Here is a 19032-nt window from a genome sequence, read left to right on the forward strand (position 1 = left end):
CCCGCCACGTGCTTTGTAGACACTAAAAATCCGCAACGAACACGGCGGGCAACGCGAGCGTGAAGAAGGCCGCTTCCCCTGCCCGTACACCGAAGCAGGCCGCCGAGCCCGTCCGGGAAAGTACCGCCCACATGTGACGGCCAGTGAATGGCGGGCGCCCATCGCGATCATCGACGGCGATGGATCACATCTGACCGCCGCCGAGCAGAACGCCGACGCGATCTGTCGACAGGTGTTGACGTCCTGAAGGCTGGGCGCGCGGCGCGCGCCCAGCCTCTATTGTGTACATATGTGACGCGAACCAAAGCCGTGTCGGCCCTGTGTCAGATCTCCAACCTGAGAAGGCCGTAGTCAAAGCCCTTTCGGCGGTATACGACCGTCGGACGACCCGATTCCTTGTCGTTGAACAGGTAGAAGTCGTGGCCGACGAGTTCCATGTGGAACAATGCGTCGTCGACCGTCATCGGATCCCCGGGGTGGTCCTTCTCTCGAACGATCTTTCCCGGCAGATACTCCTCGACGAGACCGTCGAACGGATCGACGTCCTCGGAGATGGGCGCCGGTTCGCTGTTGTCCGGCTCCACCAGAGCCGCCGTCGCCTGCCCCACCGAGACCGGGGTTCGGCGTCCACGATGGATTCGGCGGCGGTCCGCCGAGCGCCGCATCCGACCCTCGATCTTGTCGCTGGCCACTTCCCACGCGGTCAGGAAGTCCTTCGCGCGGGCCTCCGCACGGATGATCGCCCCACGCGTGAAAAAGGTGATCTCGACGCGCTGGCATTGATCGTGCTGCCGCCGGTTCGGCTCGTGCAGCAGTTCAACGTCGACGCGAACGACCTTCTGGTCGTACTTGTCGATCTTCTTGCGTAGCTTTTCTTCGACTAGCTGTCGGTAGTGATCTGGCACTTCGACATTTCGGCCCTTGACGACGATCTCCACGCCTGACCTCCCAAAAGATCACTAAGTGTCTTCATTGGAGCTGATGAATCTACCCGGCACCGACACTTCCGTCAGACGACGGCGTAATCGGCGCGAGATGATGAGAAAGTCACTCTCCCTTCATCCGATCGCGCCGTGCGCGTTATCTTCTTGAGATCTCTAGACACTAGCGCGTCATGTCCTCGATGTCACCACCCACGGAAGGTTGATTTTGCGGTATAGGGGTGGCACGACCGCCACCGCGATCACCGCGCGCGGACGCACACCGGCGCTGAGCAGCACTCTCGTCGCGGCGGCCGCGGTCGCCCCCGTCGTCACGATGTCATCGAGAACGACCAATGACAGCGCCCGCCTCTCCAGGAACGAGCGCAAACGGGACGCGGCGCCCGGCGCCACGCGAAAGCTGGACTCCGCCGCTCGAACACGCTCCGTAGCGGACAAACCGACAGAATCCGGACGGCGGCGCGCCCTCAACACCGGCGCGACGTGCATCCGGGCGTCGATCGAGGCCAACGCGGACGCGAGCCGACCGACATGATCGAAACCGCGCCGCCGACGCGCCGCCGCGGTCGCGGGGATCGGAACGCACACGACGTCGCCGTCGAGGACCGTCAGCACCGGGGACAACAGGCGGGCCAAGGGCATGGCGAGCGCGCGACGGCCGCGCTCCTTATAGGCCACGAGCGCCCGGCGAAGGGGCCCCTCGTACCACCCGGCGCCGAGGCGGTCGGGACCGTCGCGGCACGACAGGCGCACCGAACGCGTCGACACCAACTCCGCGTGGCAACGCGGACAGAGCTGACCCGCCGCCGGTGCCGCGCAGCCCGCGCAATCGATGGGCAGCACTAGTTCCCGCAGGCGGTCGATCCACGTCGGGCGGTGGTTCTCGGTCGTCATCGCCACACGACACCAGGATTCCGCGCCGACCGCTCGGGCATTTCAGGAAGCACGCGTGCGCACCTGAAACGAAAGACTCCGTAGGAAGCACGCGTGCGCACCTGAAACGAAAGACTCCGTAGGAAGCACGCGTGCGCACCTGAAACGAAAGACTCCGTAGGAAACACGCGTGCGCACCTGAAACGAAAGACTCCGTAGGAAACACGCGTGCGCACCTGAAACGAAAGACTCCGTAGGAAGCACGCGTGCGCACCTGAAACAGACCGGCGCAGCAGAAAGCACGCGCGGCTGAAAGCGAGTCAGCCGAGCACGAACGGGTCGTAGCCGACGGCCTCGGTCTCGTCGCCGTCCTTGCCGGTGACGAAGATCTGCTTGACCTGGTCCACATAGACCCGCAGGATGCTGCCCGTGATCTCGACGACGACGGGCTGCCCGACCGTGCCGGGCATCTTCGGCGGATGGCACCGCACGACCAGACCGTCGGCCTTGGTGATCGCGCTCCCGGCCGTACCGTCCATCTTGTCCTCGGTGGCGTTGTCGATGAACGCCTTCCACAGCCACTCCTGCGCGCCCGGGACCTCTCCGACGATGAGCAGCTGCGTCTCCTGGCTCCACCCGACGTCGACGACCGCCGAGATGTTGGTCCCGACGCGGCGGGGCTCGCCGAAACTGATCGGCGTGCGGTCGTCGTCCGTGTGGACCACGGGTACGACGAAGGCGTGCCCGTCCGAGACGTAGGCGAGCCGTCGGGCGTCCGGGGCGAGCGCGAACTGACGGGGCGAGTCGCCGAGCGTGGTGGCCGTGATGGTACTGGCGGCGCCCGTGTCGATCGTGACGACCGTCGGCCGTCCGTCGGCGAGGACGAGCAGTCGTTCCCGGTCGAGCCATTGCGGGTCTTCGAGGCTGCCCGCCTTGAAACCCTCGACCTGTTCCAGTTCGCCGGGCGTGCCGACCAACAGCGCGGCGTCGGAGCCGTCGTTGATGACGGCGGCCATCCGACGGCCCCGTGGTTCGAGGACGGCGTCGCGAAGGCCGTCCGCGTGTTCCCCGGCGAAGGGGGCGGTCTCGTCGGCGGACTGCACCTTCCCGTCGGAGATGTAGTAGACGAGTTCGCGGTCGACGAGGGGTTCGTCGTTGACGGGGGCGCGGCTACGGCCGGACCACGTCGAGACCTTCTCGCTGAGTCGATCCTGCCCGTCGATGAAGAGGGACAGGTGGTCGTCCTCCTTGAGACCGAGGCTCCAGGCCAGTTGCGCCGACATGGTGCGGTACTGATCGGCCTTGCCAGTGACGTTCTCAGTGGACAGATCGATGGAGACCTCGTCACCGTCGACCGTCACGGAGCTGCGGCGGACCATCCCGGCGGGGAAGGCGCTCGACACGGTCGTCGATATCCAGTCCGACGGTCCCTGCAACAGCCAGTCCGCCAGTTGCGCGTACTTGGTGCCGGAGTCGTTCTGGAAGTTGGGTACCCAGCGCAGGTCCGGCACGAGTACGCCGCTGTCGCCGCGAGCCGGGAAGTACAGGGGCTGGGCCTTGTAGTTCGAACTGAACGCCTTGTCGTCCATCGTCACCTGGCTGGGCGGATCGACGAGTTTCCAGCGGGTGTCGGGGGTGTCGCGGCGGAGCAGGAACTCGACCTCGTACTCGGTGCCACCGGCCGAGCGCACGACCTGGCCGTGTTGCCCGTAGACGCCGATGACGCTGCCGGTCGCCGTCACCGACACCTCGGTGAGCGCGTCCGTGCCGGACAGTTCGGGAATGTGGGAGAGGCGCACGATCTGGATGCCCGCAGCGGGCTCGGACCATTCGCCGGCCTCGTCCACGAAACGGTCGAGACGCTCGTCGCGGCTGTTCGGGTCCCCGGGGGCGGCGCGGAGGAAGTTCTCGACGGTCGTCACCGCGTCCGTGGTGGGGCTCGGTGGACTCGTGATGTTGCCGCTGTCGCCGCTGTCGTCGCCGTGGTTGACCTCCTCGACGACCATCGCGTCGCCGGAACCGGGCACGCCGCAGCCGGCGAGGGCGACGGGCGCGGACAGGGCCATCGCGATGGCCCCGGTGACGCGTCGTCGCACGTTGGCAACCACAGTGGATTGATCAGGTCGTCGTGTCATGGTCGCCTCCTGTGCACGGGTCGGCGGCGGGATCCAGGGGTAGGGGAGAGGTGATCACCTTGCCGCCTCGTTGCAACGGCAGGCTGAGCCTGAACACCGATCCGACGCCCGGTTCCCCGATCGCGTCGAGTCGGCCGTTGTGCAGTTTCGCGTCTTCGGCGCTGATCGACAGGCCGAGACCCGTCCCGCCCGTCTGTCGAGCCCGTGACGGGTCGGCGCGCCAGAACCGATTGAAGACGAGTTTCTCCTCGCCGTCCTTCAAACCTATCCCCCGGTCCCGGATGACGATCGCGACCGCGGTCTCGGACGCCGCCATGATGACGCACACGGGTTTGCGCTCGGCGTGCTCGATCGCGTTGCCGATGAGGTTGCGCAGGATCCGCTGGACACGGCGCGGGTCGATCTCGGCGATGACGGGTTCGTCCGGCATGTGCTGGCGCACTTCGACATCGCAGTTCGCGGCGAGGACCCGGAACGAGGAGGCGACGCTGTCGATGATCGGGGCGAGCTCGACGGCCTCGGTGTCCAGCTGCGCGAAACCGGCGTCGAATCGGGAGATCTCGAGCAGGTCCGCCAGGAGCTCCTCGAAACGGTTCAACTCGTCGTGGAGGAGTTCGGCGCTGCGGGCCGCGTGCGCCGGGTACTGGTCGCGCTCGTCGTAGAGGAGATCGGCGGCCATCCGCACCGTCGTCAGCGGTGTTCGCAGTTCGTGCGAGACGTCGGAGGTGAATCGGCGTTGCAGGCGCGACATCTCCTCGAGCCGCAGGATCTGCTGGTGCAGGTTCTCCGCCATGGAGTTGAACGACTCGGCCAGTCGGGCGAGGTCGTCGGTGCCGCGCACCGCCATCCGTTCGTGCAGGAAGCCGGCCGACAGGCGGTGCGCGGTGCGGGCGGCGGATCGAACCGGGTTGACGACCATGCGGGTGACGAGGCCGGCGATCATGCCGAGCAGCATCACCAGCGCGATCCCCGCGAAGACGAGTGTCGTCGCGACGAGCTCGGCGACGCGCTGCTGACTGTCCAACGGGAACAGGAAGTACAGCTCGTACTCGAGTTGGTCGGTGTAGACGGGGGTCCCGACGGCGAGGAACGGGCGAAGGCCGTGACCGTCGGGGTTGATCGTGACGTACTGGGTCGCCATGAGTCCTTCGGCGACCCGGGCGCGCAGATCCGACGGAATCTCTCGCTCGACGACGGCCGGGTCGCGGACGGGGACCGACACGGCCTCGGCCTCGGCGTCGGTGCCGGTCGCTGCGGGCCGCATGAGCACGGTCGGCGCGTCAGTCTGGTCCGGGTCGCCGGCGTGGCCCTGGATCAGGCCCGCCATCCGACCGGTCAAGTTCGGCTCCGAATAGGACACGACCGGGTTCAGCTCGGCGGTGATGCTCGCGCGCGCGTTCTGCACCTGGGAGATCGCCGACTCGCGCCGCTCGTCCACCATCCCGCCGGTGATGCTGCCCGCGACGACCACGCCGAAGACGACGACGAGCACCGCCGACGCCGCCAGCGTCGCCGATACGACGCGCAGCTGCAACGAATGCCGGAACGCCCGCACGATCGGCGCGAACAGTCGGCCGGACCGATCCATGACGCGCGCGAGGCGGCGACGCGCGCGGCGCGCCACCATCCTCGACCGGTCCAGGCCATCGGTCACCATGAGCTCCTCACACACATCCCAACGAGTCGCCGGAGCCCGGCGCACCCGTGGTCACGGCGGCGCGCGGAACCCACGGCCGGGCGACCACGGCGGCCCGACCACGTCTCGACGCCGGACAACGACGAAGGATCCATCGTCGTCCGGGCCGAGTCGGCGGAACGGCCGCTACGCGGTGCCCGCCTTGTAGCCCACACCGCGCACGGTCTGGATCAGCTGCGGGTTCTCCGGGTCCGGCTCGATCTTGGCGCGCAACCGCTGCACATGGACGTTGACGAGGCGCGTGTCGGCGGCGTGGCGATATCCCCACACCTGTTCCAGCAGCACCTCGCGGGTGAACACCTGGCGAGGCTTACGCGCCAGGGCGACCAGCAGGTCGAACTCCAGCGGTGTCAGTTTCACCTCGACGCCGTTCAAGGTGACGCTGTGCGCGGGCACGTCGATCGCCACCTCCAGGCCGGGGCGACCGATCTGAAGCCGCTCGGGGGCGACGTCATCACCGCGCCGCAGCCGCGCGCGGACCCGCGCGACGAGTTCCTTCGGTTTGAAGGGTTTGATGATGTAGTCATCGGCGCCGGACTCCAGGCCCAACACGACGTCGACGGTGTCGCTCTTGGCCGTCAACATGACGATGGGGACGCCGGATTCCGACCGGATCGCCTTGCACACGTCGATGCCGCTCATGCCGGGCAACATCAGGTCGAGCAGCACCACATCGGGACGGTGTTCGCGGAACGCTGACAACGCCTGTTCGCCATCAGCGACGAACGACGGAGTGAAACCCTCGGTGCGCAACACGATGCCGAGCATTTCCGCCAGCGCGGGGTCGTCATCGACTACCAGAACCCTTGCTCTCATGTCACCTGTGCTTCCCATTGGTGTCGCATATCGGCCGCCGTACACGGCGGCACCGCCAGCGTAGCGGCGTCTGATCAGCATATTGCCGCAGCATGCGCGTCCGCCTCAGCCGCCCTACCGGGTCAACCGGCCGAACGGGCCACGTTCGAAGAACGAAGCGTCAGCGATGAATGGCCGAAGCGCGGACGATTCTCGCGGCACCGCGCCCGTGGGGCGGCCGAATCGTCGCGTGGCGTTCGCATGGCACCATGAACGACACTGCGCGCGGAAGCGAGCGACACGTCCCGCCGAGCCGAAGGGCTGCCCATGACCGGATCACCGGTGCTGCCGATGCGCCCGATGACGGTGGGCGAGCTCCTCGACGCGGCTGCGGCGCTGCTGCGAACCCGGTGGAGATCACTGCTCGGGCTCTCCCTCGCGTTCGCGTTCGTCGAACAGATCTTCATGACGCTGCTGCGCTGGGCCACGATCGAGGACGTCCGCCCCCAGTACTACAACGAGCTCTACGGCGACGGTTCGCTTCTGTGGCTGTGGATCACGGTCGGCCTGACCAGCGAGATCGCAATCATCTCGCTACTGTCGGCCCCCGCCGCCCGAGCGGCCGCGACCATCGCCACCGGCGGGGACGTCGACGCGCTTCCACCGACTGGCCTCACCGGTGGGCAGTGGAAACGCGCCGCAGCCTTCGCGGGCCTGCTGACCGTGTTCGGAGGCGTGGCCGCCGCGCTCTTCTTCCTGCCATGGTTCGCCGTCTTCTCGATCTTCGGGCTGGCCGTCCCCGTGCTCATGGTGGACCGACTGTCGCCGTGGGCGTCGTGGTGGCGCTCGGCCGGCCTCGCCCGCCGTTCCGGTGGCCGCACCGTCTCGACCCTCCTGCTGGCGTACGGGGTCTGGCTCATCATCCGACTGGCCGTCACCTGCGGTTTCATCATGCTGGTCCAGTTCAGTTTCCTCGACTTCACGACCGTCCTCGTCGACAACTATCTGATCGCGCTGGCCGTGGTGTACGTCGTCGTGAACACGGCCTGTTACGCGATGCTCGGCTGCGTCGCGGCCGTGACGCACCTGGAGGCCCGGATTCGTTCCGAGGGCCTCGACATCGCGATAGACAGGATGCGGGCCCGTGACGAGCCGATCGTGCTGACCGCGCCGGAGGGCCGATGACCTACGACTGGATTCGTTTCGTCGCCGACGTCGCCGACGCACTGCCCGGCGGGCTCTTCACCCTCGCCGTGCTCCTCCTTCTCGTGGCCGTCGCGGTCGGACTGTTGATCCAGCCGCCGGGAACCATGAACTTCTCGCTGCCGCGCGGCCTGTTCGCCAAACGGTCCCGACCAACGACGGTGACCGGTGAGGCGCCCGCCGACGACGACACCCTCGGCGAACTGCCGACGGACGAACTGCTCGAACGGGCACGCCGTTTCATGGCGCACGGGGACCACCGGCGGGCGATCCGGGAATGGTTGCGCGTCATGGTGCGTGACCTCGTCGACCGCGGCATCATCCTCAATCGTCCTGGATGGACTGTCACGGAGCTGGCGGGCGCCGCCGCGAACGCGCTGCCCTCCATCACCGGTCCCCTCTCCGAGGCGGCCGGCCTGTTCTCGGACGTCTGGTACGGCGAACGAGAGGCGGACCTGACGAGCGCGTCGCGCATGCGCGACCTCAGCGACCAGACGCGCGTCGCCGCCTCCGGGCACGCCGTCGAACACGTCATCGAGGTGGCGCCGCGATGACCACCGACACCACCGCCACCGCGGGACGGACCGACCTCCCGCCCAAGCGCACGCCCTTTCACCGGCGCCGCTTCCTGACCCCGCTGATCGTCGCGGGGGTCCTCATCCTCGGCACGATCCTGGCCGTCGTCATCGAGGCCCCGTATCCGAGCCGCGACACCTTTCTATCCCCGGCGAGTACGAGCGACCACGGTTCCTCGGCCCTGGCCGACCGACTGACGGCGGCGGGCGTGTCGGTGGAGCGCCACACGGACGTCACCGACGCGGTCCCCGCGGCCGGAGCGGCACAGGGCGAAGCGACCGTCTTCGTCTCGGCGCCGGCCTACCTCACCGCCCACGAGCTGGTGGCGCTCATCGAGGCCGCCGACGGGGGTCGTCTCGTCGTGGTCATGCCGGAGGCGCGTACGTCCAACGCGTTCGGCTTGGGCAATGGCGACGGCCGCATCGTCGGCGACACGGTCACGCCGGGGGCGGAGTGCGCACTTTCCGAGGCGACCGCGGCCGGGCCGGCGACCGTCCGCCAGGACTCCTATGTGTCGTCCACTGAGGAATTCTCCTGGGGACTGTGCTACGAGGGAGGTCTCGCTCGCGCGGAGCTGAGCGGTGCCGTCTGGTTGAACGGCCTGCACGACAGACGCGACGGCGACGACTGGAACGAGCCGAGCTCGCTCTCCGGCCTCGAAGTCGTCTTCGTCGGCGCGGCGGACGCGTTCACGAACGCGCACATCGACGAGTACGGCAACTCGGCGTTCGCGACCGGCTTGCTGTCACGGCATTCGCGGGTCATTTGGGTGGACGATCACGAGCTTCCCGCGGAGGAACCGAAACCCGAACCCAGCACGTCGGCGAGTTACCCGTCCGAGGAGGAGAGTCGGTCGCCCATCCCCATCGACTACGGGCGGCAGGACGGCACCAACCCGCTCTACGGGGCGTTCCCGTCCTGGTTGTGGGCGATGCTCGTCGGGCTGCTCGTGCTCGGTGTCGGTGTCGCGCTGTGGCGCGGTAGGCGCCTCGGGCCGCCGGTGCTGGAGCCGCTGCCGGTGTCCGTGCCCGGAGCGGAGACCGCGATGGGGCGCGCGGGCCTGTATCAGCGGGCCAAGGCGCAGCAGCGGGCCTTCGACGCGATCCGCGCGGGAGCGCTCGAATCGGTGCGGCCGTTGCTCGGGGTCTCCACGCGAACGGCGCCCGCCGATGTCGTCGTGGCGATCGCCGCGCGCACCGGGTGGCAGCCCGCCGACGTCCACCGGGTGCTCTACGGCCAGACCCTGACCAAGCCCGCCGATCTCAGGGATGCGGTGGCGGCGCTCGACGCGCTCGTCGCCGCCATCCACCAGACACGTCCACAAGGGAGAAGTTGAGTGAACGACGCAACCACCGCTCACGACGCGCGACACGCGCTCAGCCTGCTGCGTCAGGAGGTCGGCAAGGTCGTCATCGGCCAGGACTCGACCATCTCCGGTCTGGTCGTGACGTTGCTGTGCCGGGGGCACGTCCTTCTCGAGGGCGTGCCGGGCGTCGCCAAGACCCTGCTGGTTCGGGCGCTCGCGGCCGCGCTGTCGCTCGACACGAAACGGCTTCAGTTCACACCGGACCTGATGCCCGGCGACGTGACGGGCTCGCTCATCTACGACGCGCACAGCTCCCGCTTCGAGTTCCGGGAGGGCCCGGTCTTCACGAACCTGCTTCTCGCCGACGAGATCAACCGGACGCCGCCGAAGACGCAGGCCGCCCTGCTGGAGGTCATGGAGGAGCGTCAGGTCACTGTGGATGGCGTGCCGCGCCCGGTCCCCGAGCCGTTCTGCGTCGCCGCGACACAGAACCCGGTCGAACACGAGGGAACGTACCCGCTGCCGGAGGCTCAGCTGGACCGCTTCCTCCTCAAGCTGACGGTGAACACCCCGGCCAGGGACGACGAGGTCACGATCCTGCGCAATCACCACCAGGGTTTCAATCCGCATGATCTGACGGCTGCCGGGCTCCGCCCGGTGGCGGGGGCAGCGGAACTGAAGGCCGCGCAGCAGGCCGTCGCGGCCGTCCACGTCGCCGACGGCGTGCTCGCCTACATCGTCGACATCTGCCAGGCCACCCGCAACTCGCCGTCGTTGTCTCTCGGTGCCTCGCCTCGCGCGGCGACCGCGTTGCTGGCGGTCAGCAAGGCCTGGGCCTGGCTGGCGGGCCGCGAATACGCCACGCCCGACGACGTGAAGGCCCTGACCCACGCGACGCTGCGGCATCGCGTCCAGGTCCGTCCCGAGGCCGAGCTCGAGGGCGTGACGGCCGACGACGTGCTCAACTCCCTGCTGTCGACCGTCCCGACACCGCGATGATCACGTGGCGCCCGGTCGCGATCTTCGCCGCCGTGCTCGTCACGCTCCCCGCGTGGCCGTGGCCGTGGCTCGGACTGCTCGTAGCGCTCATCCTCACGACGGCGCTCGCGGTCGTCGACATCACGCTCGCGCCGAGCCCCGCCCGCGTCACGATGTGGCGCACCGGGGGGACGACCCTGCGGCTCGGCGGCAGCGTCGACGTCACGCTGCACCTGCGCAATGACGGCGATCAGCCGATTCGCGGTCTCGTCCGGGACGCCTGGACGCCGTCGGCGGGTTCCTCCAACGAGAAGTACGAGATCGACCTGCCCGCCGGGTCCACCGCGACGATGACGACGACGCTGACGCCCCTGCGGCGCGGCGATCGTTCCGCCGTACGCGTCACCGTGCGGTCCTACGGCCCCTTCCGTTTCGGCTACCGGCAGACCGGACACGCGACGGCGGACCGCCTCACTCCACCATGGAGCGTTCGCGTCCTGCCCCCGTTTCACGCCCGTAAGCATCTACCCGAGAAGCTCGCGCGACTCCGGGTCGTCGAGGGGACCGTCGCGCGTCGGGGCCGTGGCCAGGGCACGGAGTTCGACGCCTTGCGCGAGTACGTCCCCGGTGACGACGTGCGCTCGATCGACTGGCGATCCAGCGCCAGGTCCTCGTCGATCGTCGTGAAGAACTGGCGCGTCGAACGCGACCGGCGCGTCCTGTCGATCATCGACTGTGGACGAACATCGGCGGTTCGAGTCGGCGACGAACCGCGCCTCGACGCCCAGATCGAGGCGTGCCTGCTCCTGTCCACCGTCGCCTCCTACGCGGGGGATCGCGTCGACGCTCTGGCCATCGACACCCAGGTCCGAGCCGCCGTCGACGGCGGCTCCCGCAAGAACGTCGTGCCGCGCATCATCACGGCGCTCGCGCCATTGCAACCGTCGCTCGTCGAAACCGACTTCGGTCTCGTCGTCGGCGAGGTGCTCCGTCGCGAATCGAAACGGGCGCTCGTGGTGCTGTTCAGTTCCCTCGACCCGGGCGCGATCACGGAATCGCTCCTGCCGGCGCTCCCCCAGTTGTCGGCGCGGCACAAGGTCGTCATCGCGACCGTGACGGACCCGCGCATCGAACAACTGCGATCCTCGCGAGGCTCCCTCAACTCGCTGTACCGGGCGGCGGCGGCCGAACAGTACCTTCTGGAACGGCGCAAGGTCGCCGCCGCGCTCGCCAGATACGACGTCGACGTCATCGAGGCCGGAACCGACACCTTCGCCTCCAGCGTGGTCGATCGCTACCTGGCGTTGAAGGCGAGCGGACGCCTCTGAGTCGTACCAAGCAAATCGGCTATGGCGGAGCCGCGGTCGCCGAAGAGCTGGACGGCGGCATCGCAACCACTCCACCGTGTTCCGGCACGCCGAAGGCGCCTGACACCGGAATGCGGGAACCTCCCCCCGCCCACCGAGTCACATTCCGACCCGTACCTCGCACGACCTGAGGTGAGGAGACGGCTCCCGAGACCGGGCACCGATCTCACGGTCGCAACGTCTCGGATCGCGGTTCCCGTTCGCGCCCATCCGACCCCGGCGATCGGCGAATACGACGGACCGACAGGCCGACGAGAGAACGCCCCCGGGAAACGGGAAAGCGCGGCCGGGCCCATCACCCGACCGCGCTGAGAATCCCTACTCGTAGTCGTAGAAACCGTTGCCGGTCTTACGACCGTAATCACCAGCGGCGACCATACGCGCCAGGAGCTCCGGCGGGAAGAACTTCTTGTCCCCTGTGTCGTTGTAGATGTTCTGGGTCGCGTGCATGAGCACGTCGAGGCCGGTCAGGTCCGTCGTGGCGAGCGGCCCCATCGCGTGACCGAAGCCGAGCTTGCAAGCGACGTCGAGGTCCTCGGCCGAGATGACACCGTTCTCCACGAGGGACACGGCTTCCATGACGAGCGCGCAGATGAGCCGCGTCGTCGCGAACCCGGCGACGTCGCGGTTGACGACCACGCACGTCTTGCCGATCTCCTCGGCCCAGGACTTCGCGGAGGCGAGCGCCTCGTCGCTGGTCTTGATGCCACGGACCAGTTCGCACAGCTTCATCAGCGGCACCGGGGAGAAGAAGTGGGTGCCGACAACGGATTCGGGACGCTTCGTGACGGCCGCGATCTGCGTGATCGGGATGGCGGAGGTGTTCGTGGCGAGGACGGCGCCGTCCTTGCAGATGCCGTCGAGCGCGCGGAACACGTCCTGTTTGACCTCGAGACGCTCGAAGACCGCCTCCACGACGATGTCGGCGTCCGCGGCGGCCTCCAACTCGGTCGTCGTCGTGATGCGAGCCAGGGCGGCCGTCGCGTCGTCCTCGGTGAGCTTGCCCTTGGCGACGAACTTGCCGACCGAGGCGGAAATGGTGGCCATTCCCCGGTCGGTGGCTTCGGTGGTGAGGTCGCGCAGTACGACGTCCCAGCCCGCCAGCGCCGACACTTGCGCGATGCCCGATCCCATCAACCCGGCGCCGATGATCGCGACCTGACGTGCCATCTTGTACTCCTCTACTCGCGGGTAACTGCAATCGACCTTAGCGATCGTTCATTTCCGGTGTGGGTTGGGCCTCCACGGTATGACACCGTGCGCACCCCAACCCGTCATCGGCGGTTACGCTTCCGCCATGAGCGTGCACCTGACGAAGATTTACACGAAGACCGGCGACAAGGGAACCACCGGGCTCAGCGATTTCAGCCGGGTGTCGAAGACCCATCCCCGGATCACCGCGTACGCCGATGTGGACGAGACCAACGCGGCGCTGGGCGTCGCGGTGGCGCTCGGTCAGCTGCCGGAAAGTTTGACGACGGTGCTCGTCGCGATTCAGAACGACCTGTTCGACGTGGGGGCGGACCTGTCGACCCCCGTCTCCGAGGCTCCGAAGTATCCGCCCCTGCGCGTCACGGACGCCTATGTGTCGCGTTTGGAGGCCTGGTGCGATGAGTTCAACGCCGACCTGAAGAACCTCGACTCGTTCATCCTGCGCGGCGGCACACCGGGAGCGGCGCTGCTGCACCAGGGCTGCACCATCGCCCGCCGCGCGGAGCGCAGCACGTGGGCGCTGATCGAGGCCGAACCGGAGACGACGCACGCCCTGCCCGCGACGTACCTGAACCGACTGTCGGACCTGCTGTTCGTACTGGCGCGCACCGCCAACGCGGGCAACGACATCCTGTGGAAGCCCGCAAAGAACGCCTGAGGCACGGTCGATGGCGGCCGCGCCACGTCGGCCGCTCGATCGCGGCGGAGACGCGGCGGAGTCAGTCGCCCCGGTAAAAACGAGAAGCCGCCCCGGGCGGGGCGGCTTCGAGCCAGGACAAGAAGCCGGTGAGGGCCGAACGCGTCATCGCGATCTCCACCTCACCGGCGGGCGCCTGACAACACAGAATCACCACGCTGGGCGGGAAGATCTGGCGCTCGGCATCGACCGGCTCACGACGCTCCTCGACCTTGAGGTCGGATCTGTCGAGCACGACTCTCGGGCGCGGCGCGTAGCTGAACATGCGGTACCACTGCAGGCGCCCCTGTTCATACTTCGCGAAGCCCGGCGCCCAGCCGCGTCCGGGGACGCGGCGGTAGATCCGAATCGCCATCGCGACCGTGCCGCTGCGAGTCAGGATGAAACGGCGGACGAACAGCACCGCCAGCGCGATCCCGAACGCTACCGGGACCGCGGCGATCCCGAGAATCGTCGACATCATCGGCGGCCCACCTCCGCCGGAGACGTTAGTGTCCGGCGGCCGTGGCGGCCGCGACGTCTACGGGTTCGGCCGTCTCGGCGAGAACGGTCGCGCCGGTGCCCGTGACCGACAGGAATCCCCCGTTGACCTGGTAGGCGAGCTCGCCCTCGGTCTCGGTCTTGATCCGGACGATGCCGGGGTCGGCGAGCTGGCCGAGGAGCGGCGCGTGGCCGGGCAGCACGCCGAGTTCACCTTCGGTGGTGCGAGCGGTGAGCATCGTGGCCTGGCCGGACCACACTTTCTGTTCCACGGCCACCAGCTCGACGTTCAGCGTGTTCGCCACGACGCTCCTTTAGAGTTTTTCGCGAGACGCTCTGTCGGGTCCTTCGCGAGACGTTTTTCGGGGTAAGTGCCTGCGAGTTTAGCGGCAACGTCGGTCGTCATCCACGTCCGGTGCCGCCGTCCGCCGCCATCGCTGCGGCGATCTCGGCGCGCGCGTCGCGCCACACGTCCTCGGGGAGCCTCGGCAACACGTCATCCCATGTGGACAAAGCGGTGCCGCGCAGCTGTGTCATCCCGAGCGGCCGGGCGTGGAACCACAGGTGGAAGTGTTCGCCGCCGTCTCCCCAACGGTCGAACTGCACGCGGGCGATCCCGCCGAGACCGAGCAGTGCGGCCTCGACGCGATGCACGATCGGCCCGAACGCCGCGAGCAGTCGAGGCCCCAAGTCGGTGAAGTCACAGTGCCGACGGGGGTACAACATCAGCAGCGGAACGCCGGGGGAATCGAACGCCGACAACCGCCAATCCTCATCGACCCACAGGAAATCGTCGTCGGGCCGATCACACGCGTGGCAGTCGACGCCGCCGACGCCCTTGCGTGCGGGCTCGGGAATCACCGGCCGTTCGAGCGGCTTGACCGTGCCGTCGGCGTTGAACGGCCAGTTGGGCCAAGCGACGATCGACTTCTGCGGGGTCGGCAGCGGTTCGCCGTACGGAAGGTGCGCGGTGAAACGGTCATCGGCGGTCATGAACGCCAGCCTGCCACGAGCTCCCCCGCCCGTCGACCGCGAATAACACCCGCAACGGGTCGGGGTACTCCACGCCGCGCAGCTCCGGCGTCAGGTGCCCGACGTCGTTGTAGCAGAGCAGACGCGGCGGCGCGCCCGTGCTGTATCGGACGATCGTCAGTCCACAGTGATAGTCCACGGGCCGCAACCAGGAGTGCGACGGAGCGTCCATGGCGCGTGCGACGAAGTAGTTGATGAGGTTGCCGTGGCTGACGATCAGCTCGCGGGTGTCCTTCTCGCCGACGGTGGAATAGGTGGTCACCGCGGCGGCGGCCTGCTTGGGACCGTCGACCCGCGCCGATTCGGGAAGCTGCGCGAAGAAGTCCCGCTGCCCGTCTGTCAGGATCGCCCGATCCGGGACGCTCGGGATGCACTCGCGCAGCAGCTCATCCCCGTGGCGGGGTGTCGGCGCCAGCGAGAAGGCCAACACGTCGACGGTCTGGATCGCCCGCGCAGCAGTCGAATGATGGACGACGTCGAAACGCGTCGACGCCAATCGTTCCCCCAGCAGCGACGCCTGCTGACGTCCGGTGTCGCTCAACGAGCCGTCGTCGACGGAACCTTCACGGTCGTAGGCGCCGTGCCGGACCAGATACAGAAGCCGTGAGACCACGAAATGCCTTCCCATCACCTGACACCACGTTCGACGCTTTCGACGCGTGTGAGCGCGTACTGTATCGAACTCGGTCACTCGCCACAGCGCACGCACCGCCGCGAGGACGAGCGGCGGCCACGCCTGGAAGTCGCACGGGCCACCCGATCCGAGGCAACGAGACGACGACCGGGGCGTGCGCGGGGATGCCGTCCGGATCCAGACGGACGCGTTCGCGCGGTGACGATGCTTCGGCGCGTCCCGAGGTCGCACGCCACCGACGATCCGGAGCCGGTGCGGTCGCGCCGGCAACGCGGCGAGACTCCACCCGGAGTACACGCGGCGAGGAACAGGCCCGCCCTATCCCGTGACGGCCCGGCGCGGCAGCGGCGAGGAGTAGACGACCTGTGTGGTCACGGGGCCGAGGCCGGCGACCCGACCGCACACCTGTTCAAGATCCCGCATCGACGCCGCCACCACTTTCAGCACGAAGCAGTCCTCCCCCGTGACGTGATGCGCCTCGATGATCTGCGGGGTCGTGTCCAGCAGCTCGTGGAACGGACGGTAGTTGCCGTGCGGATAACGCAATCGGACCAACGCCATGATGGACAGACCGAGGGCCTGTGGCTCCACCACCGCCGTGTAACCCGTGATAACCCCGGCGCGTTCCAGGCGCCGGACCCGTTCCGTCACCGCCGACGCGGACATCGCGACCTCGCGCGCCAGCTCGGTGAATCCACAGCGACCGTCGCGCTGGAGCACGGCCAGGATGCGTCGATCGGTGTCGTCCAGGAAATCAGCGTCCATTCCCTAGAAATACCGTGAAATCCCCGCCACCACAAGCAAAAGTCCGGTGATCCTCCGTGTGCGAGTGGTGCTCCCGGACGTAGCTTTTCCGCCATGACACAACTCGACGCAATCGCCTTCTTCTCCGCCCGGCTCCGCTTCCAGACCGACGTCGCCGACGTGCACGCCGCACTGGAATCCGCGACGCCCGGCCTCGTCGTCATCGACTCGCGAGGTGACGCGGCCTGGTCGACGGGTCGCGTTCCCGGGGCCGTTCACCTGCCGACCGCGCTCATCGAGGCCCGAGCCGGCGAGCTGATCGTGCGAGACGCCCGCGTCGTGACGTATTGCTGGGGACCGGGCTGCAACGGCGCGACGCGCGCTGCGGCGGCGTTCGCCCGCCAGGGCTACGACGTGGCCGAGATGCTCGGCGGCATCGAGTACTGGACCAGGGAGGGGTTTCCCGTCGAGACGGACCACGGGCTGAGGCGGCGGGCCGCCGATCCGCTCACGGCACCGCCCGACGCGTCATGCGCCTGTTGATCGACGGCGGTGTCGTCGTGCGCGGCCCGGGCCAGGGCCGCGAATTCCCTCGATCGAGGGACGAAAAGACGGGCTAACCGTCGCCTTCTCGACGCACACCGGCCTGCTTGAGGCAGAGCCCGGCGATCGCGTCGGCGAAGGACCAGATGTCGTTCTCGATGCGGATGGCGTACTGGGCGCTGACGCGCGCACGCTCACACTCGGGGTCGTTGTCGAGGGTGTCCATTGCGGCCTGTCGCAGTGAGGTGGCCTCGGCGCCACACTCGACGACACCGGACCACAGCTGGGCGGACACGCGCCCCGCCGACAGTTCCTCACGGAAGCGTCGCAGCTTCTCGCGCATCACAACCAGGCGTTCCTTCGTGGACGGTTGACCGTCGGCGTTTTCGGAATCCACGGCTCGGGTCTTCCTCTCTGCGGACGGGCAATTCTGAACTCCACACGCTACGCCGGGTTGCGGCAGATCGTCCACCTCAAGCGTTGACATCATTGCGCCGCTGTAACGATGGCCCCGGTCACCACAGGCCGGAACGAAGGCGCGCGACCTGTTCATGAGCGTCGTGGAGGGGCTTCGCGCCTGGATCGGCGGCGAGGAGGTCGGCCATGACCACACGCCACTGATCGGTCAGCCCGACGGGGCTGTCGGGTGCGGGGACGGGGCGCCTCGGTTGCCCCTCGGCGTCGGCCGCGGCGTCGGCGACCCGCTGAATCGCGTCGGACATGAGCTGGGCGCGATCGACCGATTCATCCACAGTCGAGGAACGCCAGCGGGCGGGAGACCAGTGCCGTACCGCGTCCGCGATACGGCCGGCCTCCCGCCCGAGAGTCGAAACGTCAACCATGGACTACTGACGCAGGTAGCTCAGCAGTCGCAGGATGCTCCAGTACAGGAAGATCAGACCGGCGGTCATGCCGAAAGCGGCCGCCCACGCCATCTTCTGCGGAGCGCCGTAACGCACACCCTGCTCGACCATGTCGAAGTCGAGGATGAACGACAGCGCCGCCCAGCCGACGAAGAAGATCGCGATGCCCCACTGCAACAGGGTGACGTTGCCGTCGCCGTTGTTGAAGAGGCCGAGGTCGACGTTGAACATCCGTCCGACGATGTTGACCAACAGCAGGGCCATGATGCCGAAACCGGCACCGATCATGAACTTGGTGAACTTCGGGCTGTTGCGCACGACGCGAGCCTTGTACAGGAGCGCCATGCCGACGAAGACGCCGAAGGTGCCGAGGATCGCCTGAAGCACGATTCCGGCGTAAGACGCCTCCATGAGCTTGCTGATCACGCCCAACAGCAGGCCCTGGCCAATGGCGTAGGCGCCGATGACGTAGGGGTTGGTGATCATCATGAACCACGAAGCGATGGCGACGCCGACACCGGCGACCATTCCCACCATCATCAACACCGAGGTCAGACCCGGGTTGACGTCGGCGAGCCACCATGAGAACGCACCGGACAGACCCGTCAACACGAGTAGCCCGACGGTGCGGACCACCACGTCGTCCAGGGTCATCGGACGGACCTGCGGCGGGGCGGCCTGCTGGCCGTAATGTCCATACTCCGGCGCCATCTGGTGCTGCTGAGCCGTCGTGGCCAGCATGCGGTTCAACGCGGGGTTGTTGCTCTGCATTGAAGCAGACCTCCTTACACGAACGTTATGCCTCGAGCGTAACGGGAATTGACAACGACTCGGTAAAGGTGGTGCCGCAAGTCCCAGTCGCAACTTCGCCAGCGAGGCGTCGATGCGCTCCTCCGCGAAGACGTGATCCGCGATCAGGTGCGCGAGCCGGTGCACCCCGGCGTTCACCAAAGCGGT

21 protein-coding genes are annotated in these 19032 nt (G+C 67.8%); 7 read left to right on the forward strand and 14 right to left on the reverse strand.

The features are described 5' to 3' along the window. Positions 1-323 precede the first annotated feature (323 nt). The 5 genes from hpf to mtrA all read right to left on the reverse strand — a co-directional run bounded on the left by hpf (position 324) and on the right by mtrA (position 6461). Entirely contained in the window at positions 324-938 is a 615-nt protein-coding gene (gene hpf, locus ACM9NP_RS14530) for a ribosome hibernation-promoting factor, HPF/YfiA family (protein WP_415647216.1), read from the reverse strand. A gap of 174 nt (positions 939-1112) precedes the next feature. Next, positions 1113-1835, reverse strand: a complete 723-nt coding sequence (locus tag ACM9NP_RS14535) for a ComF family protein (RefSeq protein ID WP_415647217.1) — start codon at positions 1833-1835, stop codon at positions 1113-1115. Positions 1836-2134: 299 nt separating this feature from the next. Next, positions 2135-3949 (reverse strand): LpqB family beta-propeller domain-containing protein, encoded by a 1815-nt coding sequence (locus tag ACM9NP_RS14540; RefSeq protein WP_415647218.1) that lies wholly within the window; start codon positions 3947-3949, stop codon positions 2135-2137. Further along, the gene (mtrB, locus tag ACM9NP_RS14545; RefSeq protein ID WP_415647219.1) at positions 3933-5603 is read right to left on the reverse strand and encodes an MtrAB system histidine kinase MtrB; all 1671 of its coding nucleotides are present in this window, start codon (positions 5601-5603) and stop codon (positions 3933-3935) included. Before mtrB ends, ACM9NP_RS14540 begins: the two co-directional genes overlap by 17 nt. 168 nt (positions 5604-5771) lie before the next feature. After that, complete coding sequence (mtrA, locus tag ACM9NP_RS14550; RefSeq protein ID WP_415647220.1) at positions 5772-6461, reverse strand: MtrAB system response regulator MtrA; 690 nt, start codon at positions 6459-6461, stop codon at positions 5772-5774. A gap of 306 nt (positions 6462-6767) precedes the next feature. Between mtrA and ACM9NP_RS14555 the strand changes: the two genes are divergently transcribed. Genes ACM9NP_RS14555 through ACM9NP_RS14575 form a run of 5 tightly spaced genes read left to right on the forward strand, consistent with a single transcriptional unit; the run spans position 6768 to position 11831 of the window. After that, a complete protein-coding gene (locus ACM9NP_RS14555; RefSeq protein WP_415647221.1) occupies positions 6768-7625 on the forward strand; it encodes a hypothetical protein in 858 nt (285 codons plus the stop codon). Then, a complete protein-coding gene (locus ACM9NP_RS14560; RefSeq protein WP_415647222.1) occupies positions 7622-8197 on the forward strand; it encodes a DUF4129 domain-containing protein in 576 nt (191 codons plus the stop codon). Before ACM9NP_RS14555 ends, ACM9NP_RS14560 begins: the two co-directional genes overlap by 4 nt. After that, complete coding sequence (locus ACM9NP_RS14565) at positions 8194-9555, forward strand: DUF4350 domain-containing protein (RefSeq protein WP_415647223.1); 1362 nt, start codon at positions 8194-8196, stop codon at positions 9553-9555. Before ACM9NP_RS14560 ends, ACM9NP_RS14565 begins: the two co-directional genes overlap by 4 nt. Further along, positions 9556-10524, forward strand: a complete 969-nt coding sequence (locus ACM9NP_RS14570; protein WP_415647224.1) for an AAA family ATPase — start codon at positions 9556-9558, stop codon at positions 10522-10524. Beyond that, entirely contained in the window at positions 10521-11831 is a 1311-nt protein-coding gene (locus ACM9NP_RS14575; protein ID WP_415647225.1) for a DUF58 domain-containing protein, read from the forward strand. The genes ACM9NP_RS14570 and ACM9NP_RS14575 overlap by 4 nt, the downstream gene beginning before the upstream one ends. 357 nt (positions 11832-12188) lie before the next feature. Here the strand turns inward: ACM9NP_RS14575 and ACM9NP_RS14580 are convergent, their stop codons facing one another. Next, positions 12189-13040 carry a 3-hydroxyacyl-CoA dehydrogenase family protein gene (locus ACM9NP_RS14580; protein WP_415647226.1) on the reverse strand — a complete coding sequence of 284 codons (852 nt, stop codon included), beginning with the start codon at positions 13038-13040 and terminating at the stop codon, positions 12189-12191. A 127-nt stretch (positions 13041-13167) separates the two neighbouring features. Between ACM9NP_RS14580 and ACM9NP_RS14585 the strand changes: the two genes are divergently transcribed. Further along, a complete protein-coding gene (locus tag ACM9NP_RS14585; RefSeq protein ID WP_415647227.1) occupies positions 13168-13740 on the forward strand; it encodes a cob(I)yrinic acid a,c-diamide adenosyltransferase in 573 nt (190 codons plus the stop codon). 61 nt (positions 13741-13801) lie between these two features. Here ACM9NP_RS14585 and ACM9NP_RS14590 read toward each other — a convergent pair whose 3' ends face one another. The 5 genes from ACM9NP_RS14590 to ACM9NP_RS14610 form a co-directional block, all read right to left on the reverse strand. Then, complete coding sequence (locus ACM9NP_RS14590) at positions 13802-14239, reverse strand: DUF2550 domain-containing protein (protein WP_415647263.1); 438 nt, start codon at positions 14237-14239, stop codon at positions 13802-13804. A 28-nt stretch (positions 14240-14267) separates the two neighbouring features. Then, positions 14268-14564: a F0F1 ATP synthase subunit epsilon gene (locus ACM9NP_RS14595; protein WP_415647228.1), complete on the reverse strand. Its 297-nt coding sequence runs from the start codon at positions 14562-14564 to the stop codon at positions 14268-14270. 97 nt (positions 14565-14661) lie between these two features. Further along, on the reverse strand, positions 14662-15252 hold the full coding sequence (locus ACM9NP_RS14600) for a hypothetical protein (RefSeq protein ID WP_415647229.1): 591 nt from the start codon (positions 15250-15252) through the stop codon (positions 14662-14664). Next, positions 15239-15904 carry a histidine phosphatase family protein gene (locus ACM9NP_RS14605; protein ID WP_415647230.1) on the reverse strand — a complete coding sequence of 222 codons (666 nt, stop codon included), beginning with the start codon at positions 15902-15904 and terminating at the stop codon, positions 15239-15241. Before ACM9NP_RS14605 ends, ACM9NP_RS14600 begins: the two co-directional genes overlap by 14 nt. A 339-nt stretch (positions 15905-16243) precedes the next feature. Continuing rightward, entirely contained in the window at positions 16244-16690 is a 447-nt protein-coding gene (locus ACM9NP_RS14610) for an Lrp/AsnC family transcriptional regulator (RefSeq protein ID WP_415647231.1), read from the reverse strand. 93 nt (positions 16691-16783) lie between these two features. Between ACM9NP_RS14610 and ACM9NP_RS14615 the strand changes: the two genes are divergently transcribed. Beyond that, positions 16784-17212: a rhodanese-like domain-containing protein gene (locus ACM9NP_RS14615; RefSeq protein ID WP_415647232.1), complete on the forward strand. Its 429-nt coding sequence runs from the start codon at positions 16784-16786 to the stop codon at positions 17210-17212. A gap of 73 nt (positions 17213-17285) precedes the next feature. Here the strand turns inward: ACM9NP_RS14615 and ACM9NP_RS14620 are convergent, their stop codons facing one another. From ACM9NP_RS14620 to ACM9NP_RS14630, 3 genes are all read right to left on the reverse strand, one after another. Beyond that, on the reverse strand, positions 17286-17609 hold the full coding sequence (locus ACM9NP_RS14620; RefSeq protein WP_415647233.1) for a hypothetical protein: 324 nt from the start codon (positions 17607-17609) through the stop codon (positions 17286-17288). A 118-nt stretch (positions 17610-17727) separates the two neighbouring features. Next, positions 17728-18054 (reverse strand): hypothetical protein, encoded by a 327-nt coding sequence (locus ACM9NP_RS14625; RefSeq protein WP_415647234.1) that lies wholly within the window; start codon positions 18052-18054, stop codon positions 17728-17730. 3 nt (positions 18055-18057) lie between these two features. Continuing rightward, positions 18058-18846, reverse strand: a complete 789-nt coding sequence (locus ACM9NP_RS14630) for a Bax inhibitor-1/YccA family protein (protein ID WP_415647235.1) — start codon at positions 18844-18846, stop codon at positions 18058-18060. Positions 18847-19032 lie beyond the last annotated feature (186 nt).

This window comes from Stackebrandtia soli (genome assembly GCF_965137155.1).
Taxonomy (GTDB): domain Bacteria; phylum Actinomycetota; class Actinomycetes; order Mycobacteriales; family Micromonosporaceae; genus Stackebrandtia; species Stackebrandtia soli.

Excerpts from the sequence above, each read along its gene's own strand:
- ACM9NP_RS14580 (WP_415647226.1), bottom strand. The coding sequence starts at position 13,040 with ATGGCACGTCAGGTCGCGATCATCGGCGCCGGGTTGATGGGATCGGGC.
- ACM9NP_RS14600 (WP_415647229.1), bottom strand. The coding sequence starts at position 15,252 with ATGACCGCCGATGACCGTTTCACCGCGCACCTTCCGTACGGCGAACCG.
- ACM9NP_RS14575 (WP_415647225.1), top strand. The coding sequence starts at position 10,521 with ATGATCACGTGGCGCCCGGTCGCGATCTTCGCCGCCGTGCTCGTCACG.
- ACM9NP_RS14585 (WP_415647227.1), top strand. The coding sequence starts at position 13,168 with ATGAGCGTGCACCTGACGAAGATTTACACGAAGACCGGCGACAAGGGA.
- ACM9NP_RS14540 (WP_415647218.1), bottom strand. The coding sequence starts at position 3,949 with ATGACACGACGACCTGATCAATCCACTGTGGTTGCCAACGTGCGACGA.
- ACM9NP_RS14615 (WP_415647232.1), top strand. The coding sequence starts at position 16,784 with ATGACACAACTCGACGCAATCGCCTTCTTCTCCGCCCGGCTCCGCTTC.
- ACM9NP_RS14625 (WP_415647234.1), bottom strand. The coding sequence starts at position 18,054 with ATGGTTGACGTTTCGACTCTCGGGCGGGAGGCCGGCCGTATCGCGGAC.
- ACM9NP_RS14535 (WP_415647217.1), bottom strand. The coding sequence starts at position 1,835 with ATGACGACCGAGAACCACCGCCCGACGTGGATCGACCGCCTGCGGGAA.
- ACM9NP_RS14555 (WP_415647221.1), top strand. The coding sequence starts at position 6,768 with ATGACCGGATCACCGGTGCTGCCGATGCGCCCGATGACGGTGGGCGAG.
- ACM9NP_RS14560 (WP_415647222.1), top strand. The coding sequence starts at position 7,622 with ATGACCTACGACTGGATTCGTTTCGTCGCCGACGTCGCCGACGCACTG.
- ACM9NP_RS14590 (WP_415647263.1), bottom strand. The coding sequence starts at position 14,239 with ATGTCGACGATTCTCGGGATCGCCGCGGTCCCGGTAGCGTTCGGGATC.
- ACM9NP_RS14565 (WP_415647223.1), top strand. The coding sequence starts at position 8,194 with ATGACCACCGACACCACCGCCACCGCGGGACGGACCGACCTCCCGCCC.
- ACM9NP_RS14630 (WP_415647235.1), bottom strand. The coding sequence starts at position 18,846 with ATGCAGAGCAACAACCCCGCGTTGAACCGCATGCTGGCCACGACGGCT.
- ACM9NP_RS14610 (WP_415647231.1), bottom strand. The coding sequence starts at position 16,690 with ATGGACGCTGATTTCCTGGACGACACCGATCGACGCATCCTGGCCGTG.
- mtrA (WP_415647220.1), bottom strand. The coding sequence starts at position 6,461 with ATGAGAGCAAGGGTTCTGGTAGTCGATGACGACCCCGCGCTGGCGGAA.